Source organism: Dactylosporangium vinaceum (genome assembly GCF_019904175.1).
Taxonomy (GTDB): Bacteria; Actinomycetota; Actinomycetes; order Mycobacteriales; family Micromonosporaceae; genus Dactylosporangium; species Dactylosporangium vinaceum.
Window position 1 is genome coordinate 10,888,837 of sequence record NZ_CP061913.1, and the last position, 22,811, is coordinate 10,911,647.

Annotated in this window: 22 protein-coding genes and 2 pseudogenes; 10 read left to right on the forward strand and 14 right to left on the reverse strand. The window is 70.8% G+C overall.

Annotation, left to right across the window (positions count from 1 at the left end; all coding sequences use genetic code 11):
• Positions 1–77: 77 nt before the first annotated feature.
• Together Dvina_RS48905 and Dvina_RS48910 are read right to left on the reverse strand one after the other, a co-directional pair.
• Positions 78–956 carry an oxidoreductase gene (locus Dvina_RS48905; protein WP_223098790.1) on the reverse strand — a complete coding sequence of 293 codons (879 nt, stop codon included), beginning with the start codon at positions 954–956 and terminating at the stop codon, positions 78–80.
• A gap of 116 nt (positions 957–1,072) precedes the next feature.
• Positions 1,073–1,462 (reverse strand): PPOX class F420-dependent oxidoreductase, encoded by a 390-nt coding sequence (locus Dvina_RS48910; RefSeq protein WP_246655813.1) that lies wholly within the window; start codon positions 1,460–1,462, stop codon positions 1,073–1,075.
• Between the two features lie 24 nt (positions 1,463–1,486).
• On the opposite strand from Dvina_RS48910, the gene Dvina_RS48915 reads away from it, so the two are divergent.
• The gene (locus tag Dvina_RS48915; RefSeq protein ID WP_246655814.1) at positions 1,487–2,041 is read left to right on the forward strand and encodes a 3'-5' exonuclease; all 555 of its coding nucleotides are present in this window, start codon (positions 1,487–1,489) and stop codon (positions 2,039–2,041) included.
• On the opposite strand, the gene Dvina_RS48920 is transcribed toward Dvina_RS48915, so the two are convergent.
• Together Dvina_RS48920 and Dvina_RS48925 are read right to left on the reverse strand one after the other, a co-directional pair.
• On the reverse strand, positions 2,029–3,003 hold the full coding sequence (locus Dvina_RS48920; RefSeq protein ID WP_246656688.1) for a CU044_5270 family protein: 975 nt from the start codon (positions 3,001–3,003) through the stop codon (positions 2,029–2,031). The genes Dvina_RS48915 and Dvina_RS48920 overlap by 13 nt on opposite strands.
• A 5-nt stretch (positions 3,004–3,008) precedes the next feature.
• Positions 3,009–3,572 (reverse strand): RNA polymerase sigma factor, encoded by a 564-nt coding sequence (locus Dvina_RS48925; protein WP_223098793.1) that lies wholly within the window; start codon positions 3,570–3,572, stop codon positions 3,009–3,011.
• Between the two features lie 188 nt (positions 3,573–3,760).
• Here Dvina_RS48925 and Dvina_RS48930 point away from each other — a divergent pair, with 188 nt between their 5' ends.
• From Dvina_RS48930 to Dvina_RS48940, 3 genes are all read left to right on the forward strand, one after another.
• On the forward strand, positions 3,761–4,015 hold the full coding sequence (locus tag Dvina_RS48930) for a hypothetical protein (protein ID WP_223098794.1): 255 nt from the start codon (positions 3,761–3,763) through the stop codon (positions 4,013–4,015).
• Between the two features lie 263 nt (positions 4,016–4,278).
• Entirely contained in the window at positions 4,279–4,572 is a 294-nt protein-coding gene (locus tag Dvina_RS48935) for a hypothetical protein (protein ID WP_223098795.1), read from the forward strand.
• A 150-nt stretch (positions 4,573–4,722) separates the two neighbouring features.
• Positions 4,723–6,279 carry an alpha/beta fold hydrolase gene (locus Dvina_RS48940; protein ID WP_246655815.1) on the forward strand — a complete coding sequence of 519 codons (1,557 nt, stop codon included), beginning with the start codon at positions 4,723–4,725 and terminating at the stop codon, positions 6,277–6,279.
• Positions 6,280–6,354: 75 nt separating this feature from the next.
• Here Dvina_RS48940 and purE read toward each other — a convergent pair whose 3' ends face one another.
• The 4 genes and pseudogenes from purE to Dvina_RS48960 form a co-directional block, all read right to left on the reverse strand.
• Positions 6,355–6,834, reverse strand: coding sequence for a 5-(carboxyamino)imidazole ribonucleotide mutase (gene purE / locus Dvina_RS48945; RefSeq protein WP_390891083.1), 480 nt, complete (start codon positions 6,832–6,834; stop codon positions 6,355–6,357).
• Between the two features lie 29 nt (positions 6,835–6,863).
• On the reverse strand, positions 6,864–7,994 hold the full coding sequence (locus Dvina_RS48950; protein ID WP_223098796.1) for a 5-(carboxyamino)imidazole ribonucleotide synthase: 1,131 nt from the start codon (positions 7,992–7,994) through the stop codon (positions 6,864–6,866).
• Between the two features lie 191 nt (positions 7,995–8,185).
• On the reverse strand, positions 8,186–8,755 hold the full coding sequence (locus Dvina_RS48955) for a hypothetical protein (RefSeq protein ID WP_246655816.1): 570 nt from the start codon (positions 8,753–8,755) through the stop codon (positions 8,186–8,188).
• 186 nt (positions 8,756–8,941) lie between these two features.
• Positions 8,942–10,931, reverse strand: a pseudogene (locus Dvina_RS48960) (thioredoxin domain-containing protein).
• 179 nt (positions 10,932–11,110) lie between these two features.
• On the opposite strand from Dvina_RS48960, the gene Dvina_RS48965 reads away from it, so the two are divergent.
• A complete protein-coding gene (locus Dvina_RS48965; protein ID WP_223098797.1) occupies positions 11,111–11,908 on the forward strand; it encodes a DUF6551 family protein in 798 nt (265 codons plus the stop codon).
• 287 nt (positions 11,909–12,195) lie between these two features.
• On the forward strand, positions 12,196–12,831 hold the full coding sequence (locus Dvina_RS48970) for an NYN domain-containing protein (protein ID WP_223098798.1): 636 nt from the start codon (positions 12,196–12,198) through the stop codon (positions 12,829–12,831).
• 165 nt (positions 12,832–12,996) lie between these two features.
• Here Dvina_RS48970 and Dvina_RS48975 read toward each other — a convergent pair.
• Positions 12,997–13,155: pseudogene (locus tag Dvina_RS48975) on the reverse strand (DUF255 domain-containing protein); the annotation flags it as partial.
• A gap of 5 nt (positions 13,156–13,160) precedes the next feature.
• A complete protein-coding gene (locus Dvina_RS48980; RefSeq protein WP_223098800.1) occupies positions 13,161–13,910 on the reverse strand; it encodes a class I SAM-dependent methyltransferase in 750 nt (249 codons plus the stop codon).
• 130 nt (positions 13,911–14,040) lie between these two features.
• Between Dvina_RS48980 and trpB the strand changes: the two genes are divergently transcribed.
• From trpB to Dvina_RS48995, 3 genes are read left to right on the forward strand one after another with little or no spacing between them, the layout of a single operon-like run.
• Positions 14,041–15,186, forward strand: a complete 1,146-nt coding sequence (trpB, locus tag Dvina_RS48985; protein WP_223106150.1) for a tryptophan synthase subunit beta — start codon at positions 14,041–14,043, stop codon at positions 15,184–15,186.
• Positions 15,183–15,899, forward strand: a complete 717-nt coding sequence (gene trpA, locus Dvina_RS48990; protein WP_223098801.1) for a tryptophan synthase subunit alpha — start codon at positions 15,183–15,185, stop codon at positions 15,897–15,899. The genes trpB and trpA overlap by 4 nt, the downstream gene beginning before the upstream one ends.
• Positions 15,896–16,630 carry a GntR family transcriptional regulator gene (locus Dvina_RS48995; RefSeq protein WP_223098802.1) on the forward strand — a complete coding sequence of 245 codons (735 nt, stop codon included), beginning with the start codon at positions 15,896–15,898 and terminating at the stop codon, positions 16,628–16,630. Before trpA ends, Dvina_RS48995 begins: the two co-directional genes overlap by 4 nt.
• 188 nt (positions 16,631–16,818) lie before the next feature.
• On the opposite strand, the gene Dvina_RS49000 is transcribed toward Dvina_RS48995, so the two are convergent.
• The 3 genes from Dvina_RS49000 to Dvina_RS49010 all read right to left on the reverse strand — a co-directional run bounded on the left by Dvina_RS49000 (position 16,819) and on the right by Dvina_RS49010 (position 19,782).
• Positions 16,819–17,430: a hypothetical protein gene (locus Dvina_RS49000; RefSeq protein ID WP_223098803.1), complete on the reverse strand. Its 612-nt coding sequence runs from the start codon at positions 17,428–17,430 to the stop codon at positions 16,819–16,821.
• A 460-nt stretch (positions 17,431–17,890) separates the two neighbouring features.
• Positions 17,891–18,559: a response regulator transcription factor gene (locus Dvina_RS49005; RefSeq protein WP_223098804.1), complete on the reverse strand. Its 669-nt coding sequence runs from the start codon at positions 18,557–18,559 to the stop codon at positions 17,891–17,893.
• A complete protein-coding gene (locus Dvina_RS49010) occupies positions 18,547–19,782 on the reverse strand; it encodes a sensor histidine kinase (protein WP_223098805.1) in 1,236 nt (411 codons plus the stop codon). Before Dvina_RS49010 ends, Dvina_RS49005 begins: the two co-directional genes overlap by 13 nt.
• A 134-nt stretch (positions 19,783–19,916) precedes the next feature.
• Between Dvina_RS49010 and Dvina_RS49015 the strand changes: the two genes are divergently transcribed.
• Positions 19,917–21,281 (forward strand): alpha/beta hydrolase family protein, encoded by a 1,365-nt coding sequence (locus Dvina_RS49015; RefSeq protein WP_223098806.1) that lies wholly within the window; start codon positions 19,917–19,919, stop codon positions 21,279–21,281.
• A 277-nt stretch (positions 21,282–21,558) separates the two neighbouring features.
• Here Dvina_RS49015 and Dvina_RS49020 read toward each other — a convergent pair whose 3' ends face one another.
• Complete coding sequence (locus tag Dvina_RS49020) at positions 21,559–22,152, reverse strand: TIGR03086 family metal-binding protein (RefSeq protein WP_223098807.1); 594 nt, start codon at positions 22,150–22,152, stop codon at positions 21,559–21,561.
• Positions 22,153–22,811 lie beyond the last annotated feature (659 nt).

Consider the following 22,811-nt stretch of genomic DNA (forward strand, 5'->3'; position numbering starts at 1 on the left):
GCCCGTCGTGCGTCAGTCTCCCGCGCCAACCCCGGCCCCCACTCCGCCAGCCGTACCCCGGCACAGATCGTAGCGGGTCAATCGCTGAGGTACCGGACTCCGGTCAGCTCCTCCGCCGCCGTCCACAGCCGCCGGCCGGTCGCGGGGTCCGCCGCGGCTCGGCTGGGCTGGACCTCCGTGCTGCGGCCGCGGATCTCCCCGGGGCCGGCCGGGCCGAAGAACTGCCCGCCGCGCACGTCGGGTGCCGTCGCCGCCCGGAGCTGGGGCTGGGCCCCGCGCGCGACCGGCTGGGTCAGCAGCAGGAAGGTGCGGGACAGGGCCCGGCCCAGCGCGCCGCGGTGCTCCCAGGCCCGCGGGGTCAGGTTCGAGCGGGTGATGCCCGGGTGAGCGAGCACGCTGATGACCGGGGAGCCGGCCGCGCGCAGCCGCCGGTCCAGCTCCAGGCCGAAGATCGTGGTGGCGAGCTTCGACCGGCCGTACGTGCGCGAGGCGTTGTAGTCACGCACCGACATCAGGTCGCCGAAGTCGAGGGTCTTGCCCTTGTGCGTGATCGAGCTGAGGTTCACGATCCGGGGCCGCGCACCGGCGAGCCGGTCGAGGAGCAGCCCGGTGAGGGCGAAGTGCCCGAGGAAATTGGTCCCCAGGTGCAGCTCGAACCCGTCGGCCGTCTCCTGCCGGGGCCCCAGCAGGACCAGCCCGGCGTTGTTCACGAGCAGATGCAGCGTCTGTACTCCCTCAGCGAACGCCCGCACGGACGCCAACGAGGCCAGGTCGAGCGCCCGCACCTCGACGCGGGCCGCCGGGATCGCGCGGCGGATCTCCCCGGCGGCGCGCTCGCCCGCCGCGGTGTTGCGCACGGCCAGGATGACGTGGTCGCCGCGGCGGGCCAGTTCGGTGGCGGTGACCAGGCCGAGGCCCGAGTTGGCTCCGGTCACGACGGCGATGGTGTTCGGCATGCCCCGACGCTAGGTGCGCGTCGCCCCGGCTCACTCGCACGCGCATTCCTGGGTCCGCCAGACCCACCCAGGGTCATTGCCGCAGCGTCACTGCCGCGGCGTCGGCCCGGCGGCGCTCATGGCTGCGGCCAGACGTGCCACGACTTGATGTCGACGACCGCGGTGACCCGGCCGTTGCTCCGGTTCGCGTAGGGCTTGCCCGTGTAGTGGATGGCGATCCGGTCGATGTCGGCCATGTCCGTGTCGTCGTAGATCTCGGCGACGGTGCCGGTGACGGAGACGTGGGTGTACCAGTCCTCGCCGTCGAGCACCGTGAGGCTCACCCGCGGCTCCTGGCGCAGGTAGGCGAGCCGCTTGCGCCCTGCGTCCATGTTCACGATGATCCGGTCCTGCTCCAGCAGATACCAGGTGGCGACCGACACCGGCTGCCCGTCCGGGCGCACGGTGGCGATGACGGCGGGGTTGGGCCGGGCCAGGAGCTGCTGCAAATTCTCGGGAAGAGTCACGCCTTCCACCGTACGATGCCGATCATGACCCGGCTGCTCAATGTCATAGACGTCGAGGCGACGTGCTGGGAGGGCCCGCCGCCGCCCGGGCAGGTCAACGAGATCATCGAGATCGGGGTCTGCGTGGTGGACCTCGACGCCCGGGAGCGCGTCGGCCGCGACCGGATCATGGTGCGACCCGCCCGGTCGACGGTCAGCGCGTTCTGCACCCGCCTCACCGGCATCACCCCGGCCGAGGCGGCCGGCGGGCTCTCGTTCGCCGATGCGTGCGCACGGCTGCGCACGGAGCACCACTCGGATTCCCGCCCGTGGGCGAGCTGGGGCGACTACGACCGCAAGCAGTTCGAGCGGCAGTGCGGCGGGCCGGTGCGGTACCCCTTCGGCTCCCGGCACTACAACGCGAAGGCCCTCTTCGCCGAGGCCCGGGACGAGCGCAGACAGGGCATGGCCGGCGCGCTGCAAGCCGCCGGCCTGCCCCTGGAGGGCCGCCACCACAACGGCGCCGACGACGCCTGGAATATCGCCGCGCTCGTCCTGCACCTCGTCACCCGCGACCGCTGGCCCTCCTACGGGGTCTGACCCGCGCGGTCCACGACGGCGACGTGCAGCACGGCGAACGAGGAGAAGACGTCGCCCTTGTGGAGGCCATCGGCGGGTGAGTCGCGATACATGACCGCCCGGACGCCCAGGAACGCGTGGGTCTGCTTGTCGAAGACCAGCTCGGTGCGCATGCCCTGGACCTCGTCCAGCGCCACCGCCACACCGTGGCGGCCGGCCTGGTCGGTGACGTCGCCGACGACGTCGACGCCGGGGATCTTCGCCACCGCATCGAAGACGGCGGCGAGGGCGGCCGGGGACAGGTACGCCTCGCGGATCAGGTCGGCGGCCGTGGTGAACGCCTGCTGGTCGCGGGGGTTGCCGCCGCTGGAGTGCGCGTAGAGGTACTCGCGCATCCGATCGCTGTCGGTGGGCAGGTCGGGCAGGTAGCCGCGGACCGGCCGGCAGGCGGTGGTCTCGCTCTTGCCGCCCTTCGACTGGGTCTGCCGGCCGTTGCGGCAGCCGGGCACCGCGATGTCGGTCCGGTCGATGCGGATCAGGCCGTCCTGCGTGCCGTCGACGGACATCCAGACATCGCGGTGCCGGGTCTCCAACCTCGTCCCGGCCGGGCCGATCGCCACCCCCGAGTCGAATGATTCGACGTAGACGAACTGGTCGTCGCGCACCGTCACGTCCGGCCGGGTCAGGGCCGCCGCGGCCGCGCCGTGCAGCACCTCCGACGCCGCGGCCGAGGCGGCCGGCCGCCGCCCGAAGTCAGTGACCTGGGCGGTGAGCAGGGCGGCGGTGAGCGCTGCGGCAAGCGCACCGGCGAGGGCGAGCCGGCGCCTCCACGGGCTGCGGACCAGGCCCGTCAGCCCCCGTCGCCGGCGGGCCGGCCCGTCAGCGACGGCCTCGGCCGTGCGCAGTGCGCGGTGCCGCAGCCGCGGCGGCAGTTCGGCGCCCGGCGGGTCGAGGGCGGTGCCGAGCGAGTCGAGCAGGTGCATGTCGTTCACAACGTCTCCCGATCGAGTCCAGCGGCGCCGAGGGCCGCGCGGATCTGTTTGCGGGCCCGGTGCAGCCGCGAGCGCACAGTGCCCAGGCGGATCCCGAGCGTCTCGGCGACCTCGTCGTGGCTGCAGTCGCCCCATGCGATGAGCAGGAGCACGTCGCGGTCGCCCCGCGACAGGCGGGCCAGGGCGCCGGCCAGCGGGCCGTGCAGCGCCTGGGCGGACACGGCGGCGTCGACGCGTTCGGCGAAGCCCGGCTGGACCTCGTCGGCGCCGGCCCGGGCGAGCGCGCGATACCTGGCACTCTCGGCCCGGTGCCGGTGCGCCAACTCCCGGGTGAGGATCCCGAACAGCCACGGCCGCGCGCTGGGCCGCCCCGGGTCGTAGCGGTGCCGGCGCTGGAACGCGGCCAGGAACGTCTCCGCGACCGCATCCTCGGCCGGCTCCGGCCCGACCCGGCGGTGGGCATACCGGTAGAGCTGCGCGGCGTACCGGTCGTAGAGCACCGCGAAGTGTCGCGGGTCCCGCACGGCCGTCGCGTCGTCGACGCCGACGTCGAAGGTCATCACCACGATCCCATCCGACTTCCTCCCGTTGTAGCGCACGTGGGTACGACCATGTCTCTGCGCGAGGCCCGGTCTGCGTTCGCGGCCGGGCGACAACGGGCGCGGCGGCGGCCGGAAAGGTCGATCCGCGGCGGTCACGCGGGGCGGTCGAGGCACAACCAAATGCCGGTTTTTTCCGTTTATCCTCGGTGATCCTCCGTTGGACCTATCGAGCCCTCGTCGCCGCGACCGCCGTGGGCTCCGCACTGGTATTCGGCACCGCGGCCGCCGCCCCGCCCGGCGCCGTCCCCGCCCACGACCCGGCCCGCGCGGTCAGCAACGTGGTCATCACCGGCGTCACCGCCGCGACCCTGCTGCTCCTCCTGGCCGGCGCCGTCCTGGCCGCGGCCCCGCGCCTGCGCCGCCTGGTCCGGGTCCTCAACGCCCGCCGCTCCGTGCGCTAGGCCACCGACGAGGACGTCAAGGTGAGTCGCGCCGACGGCACGGGTGTACATATTTGGATCGCCAACTACGTTGATACAAGTCTGACCCGCCCGGAGCTGAGCACCGACGTGAATGCGCTGGTCGAGGTCGCGCGGTGGCCGGGCCCGACCTTCACGCCCTGACCGCGGGAAAAGGTCAGGCGTTTCGAACTTGGTGCGGTGACCCCACGCAGCCGTGTCGTAGCGGTACAGTGACCGCGACAACCGGACGGTGAGGGGGATCGATGTCCGATTACTCGGCGGTCGGCGGGGTCGAGTCATACGAGTGGAACCGGCGGGACAGCGCACGCTACGACGCGGCGCAGGAGGCCATCGAAGAGGCCATCGCCTGCTACACCCGCCTGCACAACCGGGCCGTCACCTCGGGCAACACCGCCGAGGCGGAGCGGCTGCGCAGTGAGCAGTACGCGTGCGTCACCGAGCAGAAACTCCTGCGCCCCGGCGACGCGGTGGCCGTGGACCGGGTCCTGGGCGAGTATCCGGCGCTCATCGCCTGGCTGCGCGACCGGATCGGTTGAGCACTCTCCGGTAGGTGCGGCGCGTGATCTCGGGCATGGTCCGTCGAGCCTAGAGAGCCGGGGCCGCCCCGCGCATCCATCGCGAGACATATCTTCGATACCTCTGACGGCCGACGCGGCTAGCGCGGCTAGGCAAGCACGGTGGGCGGCATGATGCAGCCCAACCGCTTGACCGCGTCGGCCGCTCTCCTCGGGGCCGTCGGCGCGTTGCTGGCCGCGGCGCCCGCGGCGGCGGCGCCCGACACGTCGTCCGGACGCCCGGGTGCGGCCGTGGACTGGAAGCCGTGCCCCGCGTACTCCGAGGGCGCGCTGCGGGCCCTGGCCCCGCCCGACAGGCTCGACCAGCTCAAGGCGCTGCTGGCCCGGCTGCAGTGCGGCACCGTCACCGTCCCCCTCGACTACCGCAGCCCACGCGGCCGCCAGATCACCGTCGCGCTGACCCGCCTGCCCGCCACCGATCGCGCCCACCGCCTCGGCAGCCTGGCCCTGAACCCGGGTGGCCCCGGTGGCAGCGGTTACCTGATGCCACTACAGGTCATCATCCAGAACGACGCGAACGCCGGGCTCAACACCCGCTACGACCTCATCGGCTTCGACCCGCGCGGCGTCGGCTACAGCACCAAGGTCGACTGCCCGCCGCCGGCCCAGCGCCCGGAGCGCGTGATCGGCACCCTGTCCAGGGACCAGGCCCGGCAGCTGTACTCCACCCAGGTCGCCGAAACCGCCGCGTGCGGCGACTACGACCCCTCCTTCCTCGGCCGGCTCACCACCGCCGACGTCGCTCGTGACCTCGACACGATCCGCGCGGCCCTCGGCGAGCGCCGGCTGAGCTTCCTCGGCGTCTCCTGGGGCACGTGGCTCGGTGTGGTGTACCGGACCCTGTTCCCGCACAACGTCGACCGCATGCTCCTCGACAGTGTCGCGATCCCGCGCTTCGACCTCACCTCCTTCGACAGCGGCCGCAACGCCGCCGCCGAGCGCAACGCCGGCCGGTTCGCCGACTGGCTGGCCGCCCGCGACTCGACGTACCACCTGGGCGCCACGGGGACCCGGGTGCGCGCAGCGATAGCGGCGATGGTGGCCGACTTCGACGCCCACCCGCGCACCTTCACCGACCTGCCCGAGCCGCTGGACGGCTCCCTCATCGCGCAGGCCGCGGCCGTGAACCACTACGACTGGGACCTGGCCGGGCAGATCCTCGGCGAACTGCGGACCGCCACCGGCCCGACGGCACCGCCGAAGACCAAGGAGGTCCTCGGTGGCGACGACGGCGGTCCGCAGGGCCCCCCACCGGCAGACCTCCCGGAGCAGACCAACCAGACGATGAACCACGCGGCGTTCTGCAACGAGGACACCGCCCGGCCCAGCTTCGACACGGCGTGGGCCGACTACCAGCGACGCTTGGCCGCGAACCCGATGACCGGCCGGACGCTGCGGTTCTCGGCCGGCTGCGCGGGCTGGCCGCTGCCGCCTCAGCCGGTGCGCATCGGCCCCGGCGGCGGCGAGCTGGTGCTGGCCGGCCACCGCTGGGAGACCCCGTCGCCCTACGAGTGGACGATCCAGACCCAGGCCCTGGCCGGCGGCCGGGTGTACACAGTGGACGACGACGTGCACGGCTCGGTCCTGCACGAGCCGGCGTGCGCCGCGGATGCGGTGCGGTTCTTCAACACGGGCCGCATCGACGCGGGCTGCCCCGGTGTCGTCTAGCGGTACTTGATGGGTACGTCGCCGGCGCTGGTTCGTGCAGTGACCGCCGCGCCGGCGTCGTACGCCCGTCGGCGTCTACTCCGGGGCGACGAGGGAGGCGGAGAGGGCGGCGTCCTTCTCCGCGACCATGGCCCGCAGCGACTCCTGGAAGTCGCGCACCTTCGCCAGCAGGGCCGGGTCGGTGGCGGCCAGGATGCGCACGGCGAGCAGGCCGGCGTTGCGGGCGCCGCCGATGGAGACGGTGGCGACGGGGATGCCGGCGGGCATCTGGACGATCGACATCAGGGAGTCGAGGCCGTCGAGGTACTTCAGCGGCACCGGCACGCCGATCACCGGCAGCGGCGTCGCCGACGCGACCATGCCGGGGAGGTGGGCGGCGCCGCCCGCGCCGGCGATGATGACCTTCAGGCCGCGGGCCACGGCGTCACCGGCGTAGTCGAGCATGAGGTGCGGGGTGCGGTGCGCGGAGACGACCCGGACCTCGTAGCCGACGCCGAACTCGTCGAGTGCCTCCGCCGCCAGCCGCATGACCGGCCAGTCGGAGTCGCTGCCCATGATGACGCCGACCTCGATCACTGGCGCGCTCAATGCTGGTACCCCTCCTCGAGAATGCGGGCGGCCCGGCGGGCGCGCCTGCGGCAGTCGTCCAGGTCGTCTCCCAGCACCGTGACGTGTCCGATCTTGCGGCCGGGGCGGACCTGCTTGCCGTACAAGTGGACCTTGGCTCCGGGCTCTTCGGCAAACAGGTGGTGCAGTCGTTCGTCGATCGACATGCCGCCCTTCTCACCGCCGAGGACGTTGGCCATGACGACGACGGGTGCGGTGAGGCGGGTGTCGCCCATCGGGTAGTCCAGGACGGCGCGCAGGTGCTGCTCGAACTGCGACGTGCGCGCGCCCTCGATCGTCCAGTGGGCCGAGTTGTGGGGCCGCATCGCGAGTTCGTTGATGAGCAGGCGGCCGTCGGTCGTCTCGAAGAGCTCGACCGCGAGCAGCCCGACGACGCCCAGCCCGGTGGCGATGTCGATGGCGAGCCGCTGCGCCGCGATCGCCGAATCTTCGTCCAGACCAGGAGCGGGCGCCAGTACCTCCACGCAGATCCCGCCCTCCTGGACGGTCTCGACCACGGGGTAGGCCGCGACCTGCCCGAGCGGCGAGCGCGCGACCACGGCCGCGAGTTCACGCTTGAGTGGCACCATCTCCTCGGCGATCACCTCGACGCCGGGCGGCACGTCGGCCATGGAGTTGGCGACGAACACGCCGCGCCCGTCGTAACCACCGGTGGCGGTCTTCACGATGATCGGCCACCCGACCTCGTCGCCGAACGCGGCGACGTCGCCATTTGTCCATCGCGGCATCGGGAACCCGAGCCCGCCGAGGTGCTCGCGCATGGCCCGCTTGTTCTGGGCGTACTGCAGGGCGTCGGCGCCGGGCAGGAGGTTGAACCCCTCGCCGGTCAGCTGCCTGATCAGGTCGCCGGGGACGTGCTCGTGGTCGAACGTGACGACGTCGCAGCCCTTCGCGAACTCCCGCAGCGCCTCGACGTCATCGTGCCGCCCGATCCGCACGTCGGCGGCGACGAGCGCGGCTCCGTCGTCGGGCGAGACGGCGAGCACGCGCAGCGATTGTCCAAGGGCGATGGCGGCCTGGTGCGTCATCCGGGCCAGCTGACCACCGCCCACCATGCCGACGACGGGGAGTCCGGTTCGGGTGTCCATAGGCTGGCCAGCCTATCGTCTGGCTCTCGCCGCCCGATGTTGGGCGAGGGGCCGATATGTCGGGCGCTGGCGCGCCGCGACATATCGGATTTATACCCCGACGCCAGGTATGTCGTATAAGGGACGGTTGGGCGCCGCGGCCTTCCGGATATGTCCGACGTACCCGGATCAGCGCGCGGCGCCCGTCGCGGTCAGACCGCCGGCCCGCGCCTGCGGAGCTCGTCCACGGACTCCATGGCCGATCGCAGCTCGGTCAGCCACGTGTCGGCGTGCTGCCCGACAAGCGCCACGCACCAGGCGAGCGCCTCGGAGCGGGACCGGGCCACGCCCGAGTCGACGAGCGTGTCGAGCACCTGGCGCTCGGCCTGCCGCAGGCGGGTCATCACCGGCGCCGAGTGGGTGGTGAACAGTTCGCGGGCCTCGCCGACCTGGACTCCCCAGGAGACTTTGCGGCGGTACCGCCGTTCGAGCTGCTGCGCGATCCCGATCCGCTGGTCCCGGGTGGTCTCCCGGAACCCGGCGATCCGCCCCTGCTCGGCGGCGGCCCGGTCGGCGTCGGACGCGTCATCGGCCAGGGTCGGCGCGCTGAGCCGGCCCACGATCAGGATCTCGTCGCGGTCGATAGTCACTTCGGCCGGCCCCTGGAACCAGGTCTCCGGCAGTGCCCCGCCGATCCAGGCGGTGGCGTCATCGGCGGGCGGGGGCTCACTGCGCGGCCCACCGCCCCGTCCCCAGGGGACGTCTCCTCGTCGCATCATCATGATTACACGATTACACCGTTGCACCTGTTAACCAAGACAGCGCGGGTACGCCGCCAGCGAAATGCCGCAGCAACCGGTAAATGGTGATGAGTCCGAAATATCAGGCGAGGAACGAGCCGGATATTTCGTGACCAGCCTCATGACCAGCCTTGACGTCGACCGAGAGACCGGCGTCAAGGCGGGACTCTAGCCCAGCTTCGCCACCAGATCCTCGAGCGCCGTCACGGGCGCATCGCACACGAACCCGCGGCACACGTACGCCGTGGCGACCCCATCGCGCAGCGGACGGGCCTCCAGCAGCGGCACGCCCGGCCGGTCCGGCGAGCCCGCGACCACCACGGCACCGGGCGGTGCGTGCCACCACGCCGCGGCCACGAGCGGATCGGCCACGTCGGCCGTGGCGATCGCGATCTCGAACGGGCCCGAGAGCAGCGCCTCCCCCGCCGCGGCCGCGTACCCGGTGAAACGGCCGTGCGTGGCGGCCACCGCCGACACCGTGGCCAGGGCGAGCAGGGCGGCCTCGCGGTAGGAGGTGTCGGCGGTGAGAGCCGAGTACGTCACGAGCGCCGCCGACACCGCGGACAGCCCCGACGGCGTCGCGTTGTCGGTGATGTCGGCCGGGCGGGCCACCAGCGTCTCGGCGTCGTCGGCGGTGTCGAAGAAGCCGCCGGAGTCGGGGTCGCGGAAGTGCTCCAGGGCCACGTCCAGCAGCTGCTTGGCCAGGCTGAGCCAGCGGCCGTCGCCGGTTGCCTGGTGGACCGCGCAGAACGCCTCGGCGACCGCGCCGTAGTCCTCGAGCACGCCGGCCGGCTCGCCCACCACGCCGTCGCGGGAGACGCGGCGCAGGCGGCCGTCGACGAGGTGGGTGTCGGCCAGGAACGACGCGGTCTCGACGGCAAGCGCGATCGCGTCCGCGTCGTTGTACGCCTTCCCGAACTCGACGAGTGCCGTGATCGCGAGCCCGTTCCAGGCCGCGACGACCTTGCCGTCGCGGGCCGGCTGCGGGCGTTTCGCGCGGGCGGCGAGCAGGCGGGTCCGGATGCCCTGCCAGCGCTCCACGTTGCCCGGGTCCTCGGGCAGCTGCAGGACCGACGCGCCGTGCTCGAACGTGCCTTCGGGGGTGACCTGGAGCAGGTACCGCGCCCACGCCCCGTCGATCTCGCCGAGGACTTCGTCGAGCTGGGCGGGCGTCCAGACGTACGTGAGCCCCTCCTCGCCGTCCGCGTCGGCGTCGAGCGCGGAGATGAAGCCGTGCCCGTCGTGCAGCTCCTGGGCGAGGAACGCGACGACCTCCCGCGCGACGCGCCGGCCGGTGTCGCTGCCGGCGATCCGGTCAAGGTGCGTGTAGACGCGCAGGAGCATCGCGTTGTCGTAAAGCATCTTCTCGAAGTGGGGGACGGTCCAGGTGCCGTCGACGGCGTAGCGGGCGAACCCGCCGGCGAGCTGGTCGTACATGCCGCCGCGGGCCATCCGCTCGCACGTGTGCCGCACCGCCTGGATCACGGCCTCGTCGCGGGTGCGCTGGTAGTGCCGGAGCAGGAACAGCAGCGCCATGTGCGGCGGAAACTTCGGCGCCCCGCCGAACCCGCCGTGCTCCGCGTCGTAGGACGCCATCAGGGTGGCGGCGGCCTGGTCGAGTACCCCCTCATCCATGGGGTTCGACGGGGGTCGCTCGGAGACCTTGCGGATCGCGTCGACCACTGCCGCGCTCTGCTGCAGCACCCCCTCCCGCTGCTCGCGCCAGGCCGCCGCGACCGCCTCGACCAGCCGCACGAACGCCTCCCGCGGGAAGTAGGTCCCGCAGTAGAACGGCTCCCCGTCGGGCGTCGCGAACACCGTCATCGGCCAGCCGCCCTGCCCGGTCATGGCCTGCGTCGCCGTCATGTACACGGCGTCGACGTCGGGCCGCTCCTCCCGGTCGACCTTGATCGGCACGGTGAGCGCGTTGACGACCCCGGCGACGCCCTCGTGCTCGAACGACTCGTGGGCCATGACGTGACACCAAATTGAGTTGCGGAAGCTACCAGTGGCAAGACGCATACCCGATAGAGATCAGAATCGGGACGTCTCGCCGCTTGGCTTCCGCAAAGGCATCACCTCCCCAGGGCCACCAATCCACAGGATTGTTGGCGTGCTGGAGGAGGTACGGCGAAGTCGCACTCCCAAGCCGGTTCATGCACCAACCCTCTCATACCGCCAGCGGATCGGCTGCGGCCGAGAACAAGGCCTAGGATCGGCGAAAATATCGCGGCGGCGAGGATCTGAGGAGAGCGAAAAATCCGAGGGAGCGAAAAAGCTGGACAGGCGAAGATATTCTCGCTTAGAGTTCAGGTAGCCCCGCCCGGAGGAGTAGCAATGCCTGTCGCTGCATCGACACACAAGGTCGAGAAGTTCTACGAGGCGATTCCCGTCTCACAGCTGAAGGTGGACAGCAGCCTTGACGCCCAGCGGATCTTCCAGCCCGAGTGGGCCAACAAGCTGGAGAAGATCTGGGACCCGAACCTTCTGCTGGTGGCTACGGTGTCTCGCCGAGTGGATGGCGACTACGTTCTCGACGGCCAGCACAGTAATGAGGTCGCCCGACGCATCGAGGGCCCGGACTTCCTGCGCGACTGCATGGTCTACAAGGGACTTACAACCGAGATGGAGGCCAAGCTGTTTCTCGCCGCCAACCGGGACCGTAAGCCGGTCAAGCCCTATGACAACTTCCGCGTCATGATCACCGCACATGATCCGCTCGCCATCCAGGTCGACGCAGAGGTCCGCAGCGTAGGTCTCGAAGTATCAAACGGCACTTCCACCAACCGTGTTGGAGCGGTGCAAGCGCTGATGCACCTCGGTTCCCGACGTAGCGGACTGATCGCCCGAGTGTTGACCGTGGCGGAGAGCTCCTGGGGCCGTGACGCTGGCACCTGGGACAACATGATGCTGCGCGCACTTGGCATGGTCCTAGTCGGCAATTGGGACAAAGTCGATGACAAGCGGCTGGTCAGGACCCTTGAGAAAGCTCCCGTCACTCGTTGGAAGGCCAATGCAATCGGCGCAACCACCGCTGGCGGCGGATCATCGTCTCGCTCAACGCCGCTGGCCGGCAATATCGTTACCGAGTACAACAAGCGCCTTGGGCCGGACCGCATGCTGGTCGCCCCGTAGGCTTCAGAGAGGCTGATCGGGCGGTCGCCGCGCCGTCCTTCCGTCGCAAGGCGTAAGTGGCGTCCGAGCAAGAGCCTGCCACCCCGGAGCACCTGACCCACGGAGCTTGCAGCGTCTATGCCCAAAAAAACGGCCCCCTAGGGGGCCGTCCTCGGCGTATCTCTCGCCGTTGTACCCCGAAGTCTACACCCCTGAAGTCGGCAGCGCACTCCTGGTGCACACGCCGACCCCTGCCATCCGCCAGACGGCGACTCGGCGCACCTACAGAAGGGTGAATGAGAGTGGCCATGGTCGCTGCCTACATCGATGGCTTCAACCTCTACTACGGCATGAAGTCGACATATCGTCGCAAATACATGTGGCTCGATGTCGTCGAGCTCGTCCGTCAACTCCGCCCCGGCGATCAGGTCGCGGTTGTCCGCTACTTCACCGCCATCGTCAAGGATGAGCCAGCGGCCGCTGCGAACCAAACCACCTACCTTGATGCCCTCAATGCGCACAACGGCGTGCTGGTTGATGCGCACGTTGGCCGTTTCAAGATCAAGACCATCGGGCGGTGCAAGGTATGCCGTCAGGACTTTCAGTGCACCTGCCCGGCGATCTACCAAAGCTACGAGGAGAAGGAGACCGACGTCGCCCTTGGTGTGGCGATGGTCGAGGATGCCGCCCTCGGCGTCGGAGACATCTCGCTGTTGATCAGCGCCGACTCCGACCTGCTGCCAGCTATCCGATCGGTGCAGAAGATCACCCCTGGCCGAGGGATCTATGTCGCCCTGCCGCCCTCCAATCAGCCCCGGTTCCGGTCAATCCCCGGTGCGGGCGTCTTTCACATCCGCGAGGCCGCTCTCCGTGCCGCCCAGTTGCCGCCGATCGTCAGTCACCCGAGCGGCCGCGCCCTCAGCCGCCCGACCAAATGGCACTGACTCAGTAAAGCCCATTGCCAGGCGTCCGCCTAGATCTCTTCATGCGGGCGATGCCATGGCTTGTTGGCGGGTGCGGTCTCACGTCGTCGACGTCGAGCACGGCTTGACGCACCTTGTTCTGCTCTGCCGTTGGCGGATGCAGGCTTGTAGGTTTGCGGGTCACTGACACCAGTGGCAGGCCGCGTACCCGACCGAGATGAGCACCGGCACGTCCCGCCGCCGCGCCTCCGCGAACGCCTCGAGCGACCACTGCCACCAGTCGACCGGGTTGTCCTTGTGCTGCTGCAGGTAGGGCGAGGTCGCGCCGGCGAGACGGTTGGCCATGCGAGTCAGGCTACCCAGGGCTGCTCGGTGCATGCCCGCAGCACGAGAAGGTCCAGCGCGTCGACGGCGGGCTGGGTCGGGTCGGCGGCGCGCAGGCGGGCCAGGCCGCGCTCGTAGGCCGCGTCGTCGATGAGCATCAGCGGCGTGTGGGCGGCGCGGTCGAGGTGCTCCACGAACCCGCCGAGCGTCGGTGCGGTCACCTGCGGGACGGGTTCGAGCGCGATCGTGCGGAATCCGGCGGTACCGAAGTCAGCGGCGATCGACGCCGCCGAGGGGTAACGGGCGTCGAGCGCGGTCGCCGCCTCCGGGAAGTAGTGGAAGAGCGAGATGCGGTCCAGGCGGCCCGCGAAGGCCGAACGGATCAGCACGCGGCCGCCGGGGCGCAGGACGCGGCGGATCTCGGCGGCCGCGGCGGGCCGGTCGGGAATGTGGTGGACGACCGTCGAGAGCCAGACGGCGTCGACGCTGTTCGCGGCCAGGGGAATGGCGGCCGCGTCGCCGGCGAGGAGCGGCTCGGCGGCGGCTTCGCGCATGGCCGGGGACGGTTCGACGCCGATGACGATGAAGGGGTACCACCGCCGGAATGCCGCCATCCAGTGACCGGTGCCGGCGCCGAGGTCGAGCAGGACGGCCCGTTCGTCGAGCGGCAGATGGTGCCGGATCCGCTCGCGCCAGGCGGCCAGCCCGTCGTCGTCGAGGTGCCGTCCGGCCACGAACGCTGTCGCCGCCCTCGCATCGTATTCAAGAAGCCCCACGCGAACAGTCTGGACAGCGGCGCCCGTTCGTGCCACAGTTCTAGAACAGTCGACAGTTCTAGAACAGTAGGAGGTTGTCGTGCCCGAGTTGCTGATCCGCCCGCGCCGCGACGTCGTCCGGGGCCCGCTCATGGGCGACCCGGGGGCGTCGGGACGCTTCGGGGAGTACGGCGGACGCTATATCCCGGAGTCCCTGATCGGCGCGTGCCGCGAGGTCGAGGAGGCGTTCCGCGAGGCGTGGGCCGACCCCGGGTTCCGCGGGCAGCTCGACCGCCTGCTGGCCACGTACGCCGGGCGCCCCACCCCGCTCACCCCGGCCATCCGGCTCTCCGCCGAGCTCGGCCTGACAGTGCTGCTCAAGCGCGAGGACCTGACCCACACCGGCTCTCACAAAATCAACAACGTGCTCGGCCAGGCGATGCTGGCCAAGCGCATGGGCCGCACCCACCTGATCGCCGAGACCGGCGCGGGCCAGCACGGCGTGGCCACGGCGACCGCCGCCGCGCTGTTCGGCCTCCAGGCGACTGTGTTCATGGGCGCGAAGGACATCGAGCGCCAGGAGCTCAACGTCTTCCGCATGCGCATGCTCGGCGCGCAGATCGTGCCGGTGACGAGCGGCGCGCAGACGCTGAAGGACGCGACGAGCGAGGCGATGCGCCACTGGGTCGGCGCGGTCGACACCGCGCACTACTGCATGGGCTCCGTGCTGGGCCCGGCGCCGTACCCGTGGATGGTCCGCGAGTTCCAGCGCGTCATCGGCGACGAGGCCCGCCGCCAGTGCGCCACCGAGCTGCCCGCGGCGGTCCCCGACTACGTCGTCGCCTGCGTGGGCGGCGGGTCCAACGCCGCCGGCACGTTCGCCGGCTTCGTCGACACGCCGGCCCGGCTCATCGGCGTGGAGGCCGACGGCGGTGCCGGTGCGAGCAAGGGCCGGTTGGGGGTACTCCACGGAGTGCGCTCGATGTTCCTCCAGGACGACGACGGCCAGGTCACGGAGGCCCACTCCATCGCGGCCGGCCTCGACTACCCGGGCATCGGCCCCGAGCACGTCCACCTGCGGGACCTGGGCCGCGCGCGCTATGTCACGGTCACCGACGACGAGGTGGTGGCGGCGGCCGTCCGGCTGGCCCGCACCGAGGGCATCATCGCCGCCCTCGAGTCCGCGCACGCCCTGGCCTGGATCATGCGCGGCGAGCTCCCGCCCGGGTCGACGGTCATGGTGACGCTGTCGGGCCGCGGCGACAAGGACCTGGGATCGCTGAAGGGGGCGCTGTGAAACTGCTGATGCCGTACATCACGGCGGGCATCACGCCCGACTGGACCGCGTACCTGCCGGCCTTCGCCGCCGCCGGCGCCTCCTACATCGAGGTCGGGCTCCCGTTCTCCGACCCCACCCTGGACGGCACGACGATCCAGGAGGCCACCGCCGTCGCCCTGTCCCGCGGAGCGACACTGGACCGCATCCTGCAAGACCTGGAAGCGGTTGCAGTGGGGGTACCGCTCGTCGCTTCGACCTACGCCAACCTCGTCATCCGGGCCGGGGCGGCCGAGTTCTGCTCCCGCCTGCGCAAGGCCGGATTCACCGCGCTCATCGTCCCCGACCTGCCGCTGGAGGAGTGCGCGGAGGTGGCCGAGCACATCGACCTGATCCTGCTGGCCTCCCCCGCCACGCCCGACGCCCGCCTGGCCGAGATCGCCCGTCAGAGCCGCCACTTCGTCTACGCCGTGACGGTCATGGGTACCACCGGCGAGCGCACCGAGCTGGCCGCCTCCGCCGCGACCCTGGCCGCCCGCCTCAAGCAGCGGACCGATCTGCCGGTATTGCTAGGATTCGGCATCTCGACGCCCGAGCAGGCGGCCGAGGCCGCGTCACTCGCCGACGGCGCCGTCGTGGGCGCGGCCCTCATGCGCCGAATCCTGGACGGCGCCGGCCCGGACGAGGCCGCCGACTACGTCCGGGCCCTGAGGACGGCGATGTCAGGAGGATGATCCACGTGCCCCGCGACGGCGAACCCCGCTACCGCCACATCGCCGCCGACCTGGCCCGGAAGATCCGGACCGGCGCCTACTCCCCGGGCGAGGCCCTGCCGTCCCAGCGCGACCTCAGCACCGCGTACGGCGTGACCCTCATGACCCTCCGCCAGGCCCTGCGCCAGCTGAGCGACGAGGGCCTGATCGTCCAGCAGCCGGGCCGCGGCACGTTCGTCTCCCCGCCGCACCTGGCGTATCGCCTGGGCTCCCTGCGCAGCCTGACCGACGACCTGCGCGACCAGGGCTTCCCGGTCCGCACCACCGTCATCGCGGTAACCCTGGCCTCCTCCCCCCGCTTCGGCGACGGTGCGCTGCGCCTGGAGCGCGTCCGCGAGTTCGCCGGGCGCCCATCGGTCCACCAGGTCTCCTGGGTCCCGTCGCCCTTCGCCGCCCCGCTGCTGGAGGTGGACTTCACGACGACCGCCCTGTACACAGCCTTGGCGGCGGCCGGCATCCCGGTCGCGCGGGCCACGGAAACCATCAGCCCCGGCCTTCTGGACGCCACCTCCCGCCCCCACCTCCACGAACCGGCGAACACTGCGGTGTTCGTCAGCACGCGGCTGACGTACACAGTGGACGACACCCTGGTGGTGGACGACCGAGCGGTGATCCTGGGCACCGCCATGGAGATCCGAGCCGAACGGGCCGCCACAGCCCTCTCCATGACCTGGTCCGGCACCAAGTCCTGACCCACCGTCCCCCTCAACTCCCGACCCCCGCTCCTCTCCCACACAAGCACCACGGAGTCCACCCGCGACGTCCACGGCACCGCCCGCTCAGGACCTTGCCGGAAGTCCTGTCCGCTGCGCCGACTCAGATGGCCGGGCCGTCTGCGCGACAGTCGCCGGGGTTACGCACAGGACTTCTGAGTAGGCGCTCAGACATGCCCCCGCAGCGATTCGTCATAGGTCACAACGGAATCCCTACCGACAACTCCCCGCGCCGCCCGCTGAAACGCCGTGGCCTGACTGCGCCGCTTGAGCTGCACCACCACTTCCCCACACCCACTGCGCCCGTCGAGCCGCGCCATAGCCGCCGCAGGCAGCAAGGCAACCGCATCCGGCTGCCCCGAGGGCCGAGCGACAACTCCCACCACGGTCCCGGCCACTCCCCGCCCGCCCCGGGTAACGGTCACCCGCTCCCCAAGCCGCAACCCCCGCCCATCAACCGCCAACATCTCAGCATCACCCTGCACCCCCCGCCCCTGCACCAACGCCGCCCGCTGCAATCCAGCACTCTTGACCGCCGTCAACACCGTCACCTGGCCGAGATTCAACCGCCCGGTAGCGATGCCGACGTCATAGAGCGTGTCATCGCACTCAACCGCCGCCGCCTCAGGCAACTGCCCGAGCCGCTCCACCTGCACCGGCGTGAACCGCCCCACCAGCCGCACATCAACCCCACCGGGCAGATCCGCAAACCGCTCAGTCCCCCCGCCACGATCAACGACCACGAACGCCCCGACAGCCGCGACCGCAAACCCCGCCATCCCAGCAATCCCCCGCCTGCTCACAATCCGTGACGCTAAGCCACCCCACCGCCAACCCCCGAACACCACTCCGGCGTGTCGCCCCCTTGCCCAGCGGAAACCCATCCCGCCCCTCCACCCACCCAGCGCACCACCGCAGCCCCGCCCCGACATCCGGCATGTCCCCGCCCGGCGTCAGCTCGGCACCCCAATTCGCCAGCGTCCCGACGACGTACTTTCAGCCGCCGCCCTGATCACCGGCCGCGGCGTGCGACATCCAGGACGGCATCTACGAAGTCGACGCCCCCAGCCGCCGCCACCAACAACAACAACAACACCAAAACCACAATCACCAGCCCACCGCTACCCGGACCAACACCAACCACGGCAACCGAGCTCAGCGCCCCGCACCAATGACCACTACAACCCTTAGGCCCGACCGCGGCCCCGAACGTGCAGGCATACCAACATCGACCATGCCCTACTCCAAGGGGTCCGGTGGGTTAGCCGAGATCCGATCCAGATATCGCAGCACCGCCGCCACACGCCGATCCTGCTGGTGCGCTCCAGGCGGCAACCCGAACTTGGAGAACACCGAGTTGATCTGATTGCTGACCGACTTCTCGGCAAGCATCAGCTCCTCCGCGATCGCCGCGTTGGACCGCCCGAGCGCCATCAGCCGCAGCACATCCAGCTCGCGCGGCGTCAACCCGTCAAACTCGGCCCGCCCGTCAAGCAGCTGTCCCACGACCTCGGGGTCCATGACGGTCCCCCCGCTCGCCACCTGCCGCACCGCCTCGGCGAACTGCGCAACCTCGCCAACCCGATCCTTCAGCAGATACCCAACCGCGCCCGCGCTGTCCGACAGCAGCTCCCGTGCATACATCCGCTCCACGTACTGCGACAACACCAACACCGGCAACCCCGCCACAATCCGCCGCGCCGCCAGTGCAGCCCGCACCCCTTCGTGCGTGAACGTCGGCGGCAGCCGGACATCGATGACCGACACATCGGGCCTTACCGCAACGAGCTTCTCAGCCAACCCCTCCCCCGAGGCCAATGTCTCCACGACCTCAAACCCGAACGCGGTGAGCATCCGACTCATCCCGTCCCGCAGGAGGGCCTGATCCTCCGCGATCAGGATCCGCACGACAACTCCATCGTCAGGACGGTCGGGCCGCCGAGCGGACTTGAGACGGACAGGCTGCCGTCGAACGCTGACAGCCGCCGCTGGATGCCCTGCAACCCGGTGCCGCGCGCCGGGTCGGCACCGCCGCACCCGTCGTCCGACACGTCGATCGCCAGCCGCTCACCGAGGTCGACCACGCGGATGCCGATCCGTTGTGCGCCGCTGTGCTTGAGGGCGTTGACGAGCGACTCGGCGATCACGAAGTACGCCGCGGACTCCACCGCCAGCTTCAGCCGCCGCTCCAGCCGCAGGTCCAGATCCACCGGTAGCCGGCTCGTCAGCCGCAGCGCCTCGATCGCCGCGCCCAGGCCGCGGTCGGCCAGCACCGGCGGGTGGATGCCGCGCACCAGGTTTCGCAGCTCGGTCAGCGCCGTCGCGGTGTCGGCCCGCGCCTCCGCCAGCAGTACCTTCGCACTGTCCACATTGGTGTCGATGACGTGCTCCGCCATCCCGAGGCTCATCGAGACCGAGACGAGCCGGGCCTGGGCGCCGTCGTGCAGGTCGCGCTCGATGCGCTGCAGTTCGGCCGCCGACGCGTCGACGGCGCTGGTACGGCTCGTCGTCACCCACGCCAGCCGCGCCTCCAGATTCTGCCGCCGGCGCTCGAGCAGGCTGACCGCCAGGAGCCCCTGCCATCCGACCAGGCGCCGCGCAACCCAGGGCAGCACCAGCACCAGCCCGATGCCGACCGGCACGAGCACCCAGGTCAGCGGCCCGGATCGCCCGGTCAGCTCCAGCACGGCCGGGTCGAACGAGGTCGGCTTCGGCAGCAGCACCAGGAGCATCGGGGCGGCGACGAACTGGATCGCGCTCAGCCATCCGCCCACCACGACGACGAGCGAGCCGACGCCGAGGGGGAACTGGGCGAGCACCCAGGCCAGATCCCGCCAGGTCTGGGGATCCTTCACGGCCGTGCGCAGCCAGGCGAAACCGAATCTCGGCGGCTCCACATAGATGTCGACAGTCCTCCATCGGGTTGTCCCGAACCGACGGTGCTGCACGTCCGCGAGCCCGCGCGCCGCCAGGATCACACCGGCCAGGAGCAGGAGGCCGAGCCCACCGACGAGGCTCAGCGGACCTGACAGCAGGAACAGCACCAGCAACGGCGGTGCGGCCAGGCCCAGCACCGCCCCGAACGCAAGCGATCGCACATCGTCAAGGTGCGCCTTGATTCTCCCCGTCACGCCTCGAAGGTAGGCGGCGGCTCGGTCGTGAACCAGGGTGCCTGCACCCCGATTGGATTCAGGTGCCTGCACCCTGGGCCCGCACCCACCCCAGCAACCATCCTCGACGCCGACACCAACGACGAGGAGCCTCGATGCGACGAATGTGGAAAGCGGCCGCGGCCCTGGTGGTCGGCTGCATGGCGACGCTGATCCCGGTCAATCCAGCGCACGCGGAGGCCGGCGACACAACCAGCGCCGATGTCACGTTCACCGGCAGCGGCGGCGTGGTCCTGCACGGCACCGTGCGCACCCCGCCCGGCGCCAACGGTCGCCATCCGGCGATGGTGATGCTCGAGGGCGCGGGCAACCGCGGACGTGACTATCTGCGGACGGAGGCGGAGGTGTTCGCCCGCCGCGGAATCGTCACGCTGATCTACGACAAGCGCACGGAGGGATACTCGCTGCTGCACCGCGACTACTCGGTGCTGGCCGACGACGCACTCGCGGGCCTGCAACTCCTGCGCTCCAGGCCGGACGTCGACCCCGCGCAGCTGGGCATGTGGGCCCTGTCGGAAGGAGCGTGGGTCGCACCGATCGCCGCCAACCGCTCGGACGACGTGAAGTTCCTGATCACGGTCGGCGCGGTCGGGACCACTCCGGCCGCCCAGACCGCGTGGGGATACGACCAGTACCTCCGCCACGCGGGAGTCGCCGACGCGGTGTCCCGGGCGCTGCGCATGGACGTCCTGCCCGCTGCCATCGCGGCCGGCCTCTTCCCCGAGGACGACTTCGACGGGGTACCGCAGTGGCGGCGGGTGCGGCAGCCGGTCCTGGCCGAGTGGGGCGAGCTCGACCGCGACAGCGTGCCCGCACAGAGTCGGCAGATCATCGGAGACGCGCTGGTGGCGGGGGGCAACTCGCGGTACCAGAGCCGAATCGTGCCGGGGACGAACCACAATCTGCACACCACCAGGGCCGAGGGCTTCGACCGGCAGCCGGAGATGCCCGACGACTATGGAGCCGTCGAGACGGCCTGGATCGAGTCCGGCCGCATCTCCGAGGTGACAGTCGCCCCGGCCTCGGACTCGGCGGCCGATCCGGTCGTCGCGGCGCCGTGGTACCACCGGCCGGTCGCGTTGACGGTCATGACGGTGCTGCTGCTCGCCGGGTTCCTGGTTGCGCCGATCCGGCGGCGGGAGGGGCGTACCGGCGCGGTGTGGCCGGTGCGGACGCTGGCGGTCGTGGGGCCGGTGGCCATGGTGGGCACTGTCGGGTACCTCATGTTCCTGCTCGCCTCCGCCGGCAAGGTCATCGGCCCGGTGGTGCTCGGTCGCCCTATCCCGTGGTTGGCGCTGGAGCTGCTCACCATCGGTACCGCCGCGGCGGGCATCACAGCGGCGGTCTCGTGGTGGCGATCGGGCCGCAGCCGGCGTGGCCGCGTGCGTCTGGGGATGGCCGTCGGTGCGGCGGTTCTGCTGGTGCCGTGGGTCGCGTCCTGGGGGCTGCTTGCGCCCTGACGATCGCGACTCATGAGGCATGAGCCATACGGACATGAGGGGCGATGCAGACGTGGCAACCGGCGGAGGGCAGTGTCCGTCGGGCGTAGGAGGGGTCGTCATGGCTGTTCCCCGCCTCCTCGTACGGGTCAGGTATGAGGCGCCGCCAAGACCGGCAAGCCCGTCGAGGAAGTGCTCGGAGGCGGCGAGGGGTGGAGGTGGGCCCGGTTGGAGCAGTTGGACGGAGTCACCGGCCGGAGCGCGGATGGGAAGAGCACGGATGGGCGTCCGGTCTGAGTCACGCGGCTGGGGTCCAGTGGGGGTCACGGCCGAGGTAGCGCAGGAGGGTGGCGGTGGTGTCGTCGGCGGGAGTGGAGGGGATCACGGCGGCGTACGCGCCCCAGGAGCGGAGGGGTTCGACCAGTTCCTGCGCGGCTTTCAGGAGATCGGCGGCGAGGTCGTTGGTGAGCAGGGAGGGCTGGGCGGTGGCTTTCGCGATATCCCAGGCGTGCACGGCGGCGTCCAGGGCGCAGGCGCTTGCGGCCAGCCAGCCCGGGAGGTTGCCCTGCGGGAGGGGAGTCGGCACTTCGACGGCGTCCGCGGGGACGGTTGACCAGGCGGCGGCCGCGGTCTGGAGGGTTTGCTCCGCGAAGGCGGCCATGTCGGTCTCGGGGAGGTGTCCGGACGGGGAGAAGGGGTCGAAGGTGGGGCCGCCGGTGCCGGTGAGGGCGGCGGCGTAGCCCAGTTGGTCGCCGGCGGCGTGCTGAAGGACCTGGGCGACGTTCCACTGGGTGCATGGAGTCGGGCGGGTCCAGTCCTCGGGCTTGAGGGCCGCGATCACGGTGCGGAGGGCTCGGTGGGCTTCGTCCAGGACGGGCCAGGTGTTCGTCATGCACTGACTCTATCAGAACGGAATAGTCTGTTCCAATAGCGAGGCGAAGGAGGAGGTCGAACTATGTGACCATCGACGTGACGGGCGATTGAAGGTCAGCGGGCGCGGTTGATTCGCTGGCGCCACCCACAACCCGCGCGCCTATGGCAATCCGCTGTCGTGGTCGGCCTGGTTGGAAGCGACCTCAATGCGAGGGACTGCGCCACTGCCGGTGCCGTGTCAGTCCGGGCGGCGATTGAGGGCGTTGGGCGGCTGGCGGTCCGGGCGTCGGGGCCTAGCGTCGGCGGTTCGGCGGACCGCATGGGGAGTACGGCTGTCGCTGCGCCTCGGACTCGTCGCACTGAATGGTGAGCACGGCCGTCGCTGCCGCTCGGCTCAAAGACTCGTCGGCTCAAAGGCTCGCCGGCTCGGTTGACTCGGTTGCGTGGATTCTGGATGTCCGTGCAGGTCTCCACGTTGTCGGATCGACCTGATGGCGGGTTGCTGCGGAGCGCTTCATGGCTCGCGTCGCTACACGGGTTCAGAGTCCCGGCGGTGTTGCGGAGGTTTGGCTGGGTCTTGTCGCTGGGCTTCGCTGCAGGACCGCAGCCGGACCCGCCGCCGCATTGCGGAGCAGCGGCGGGCGGGTCGGCGTTCCCGGTCTGGCCGGGTGCGGCTGG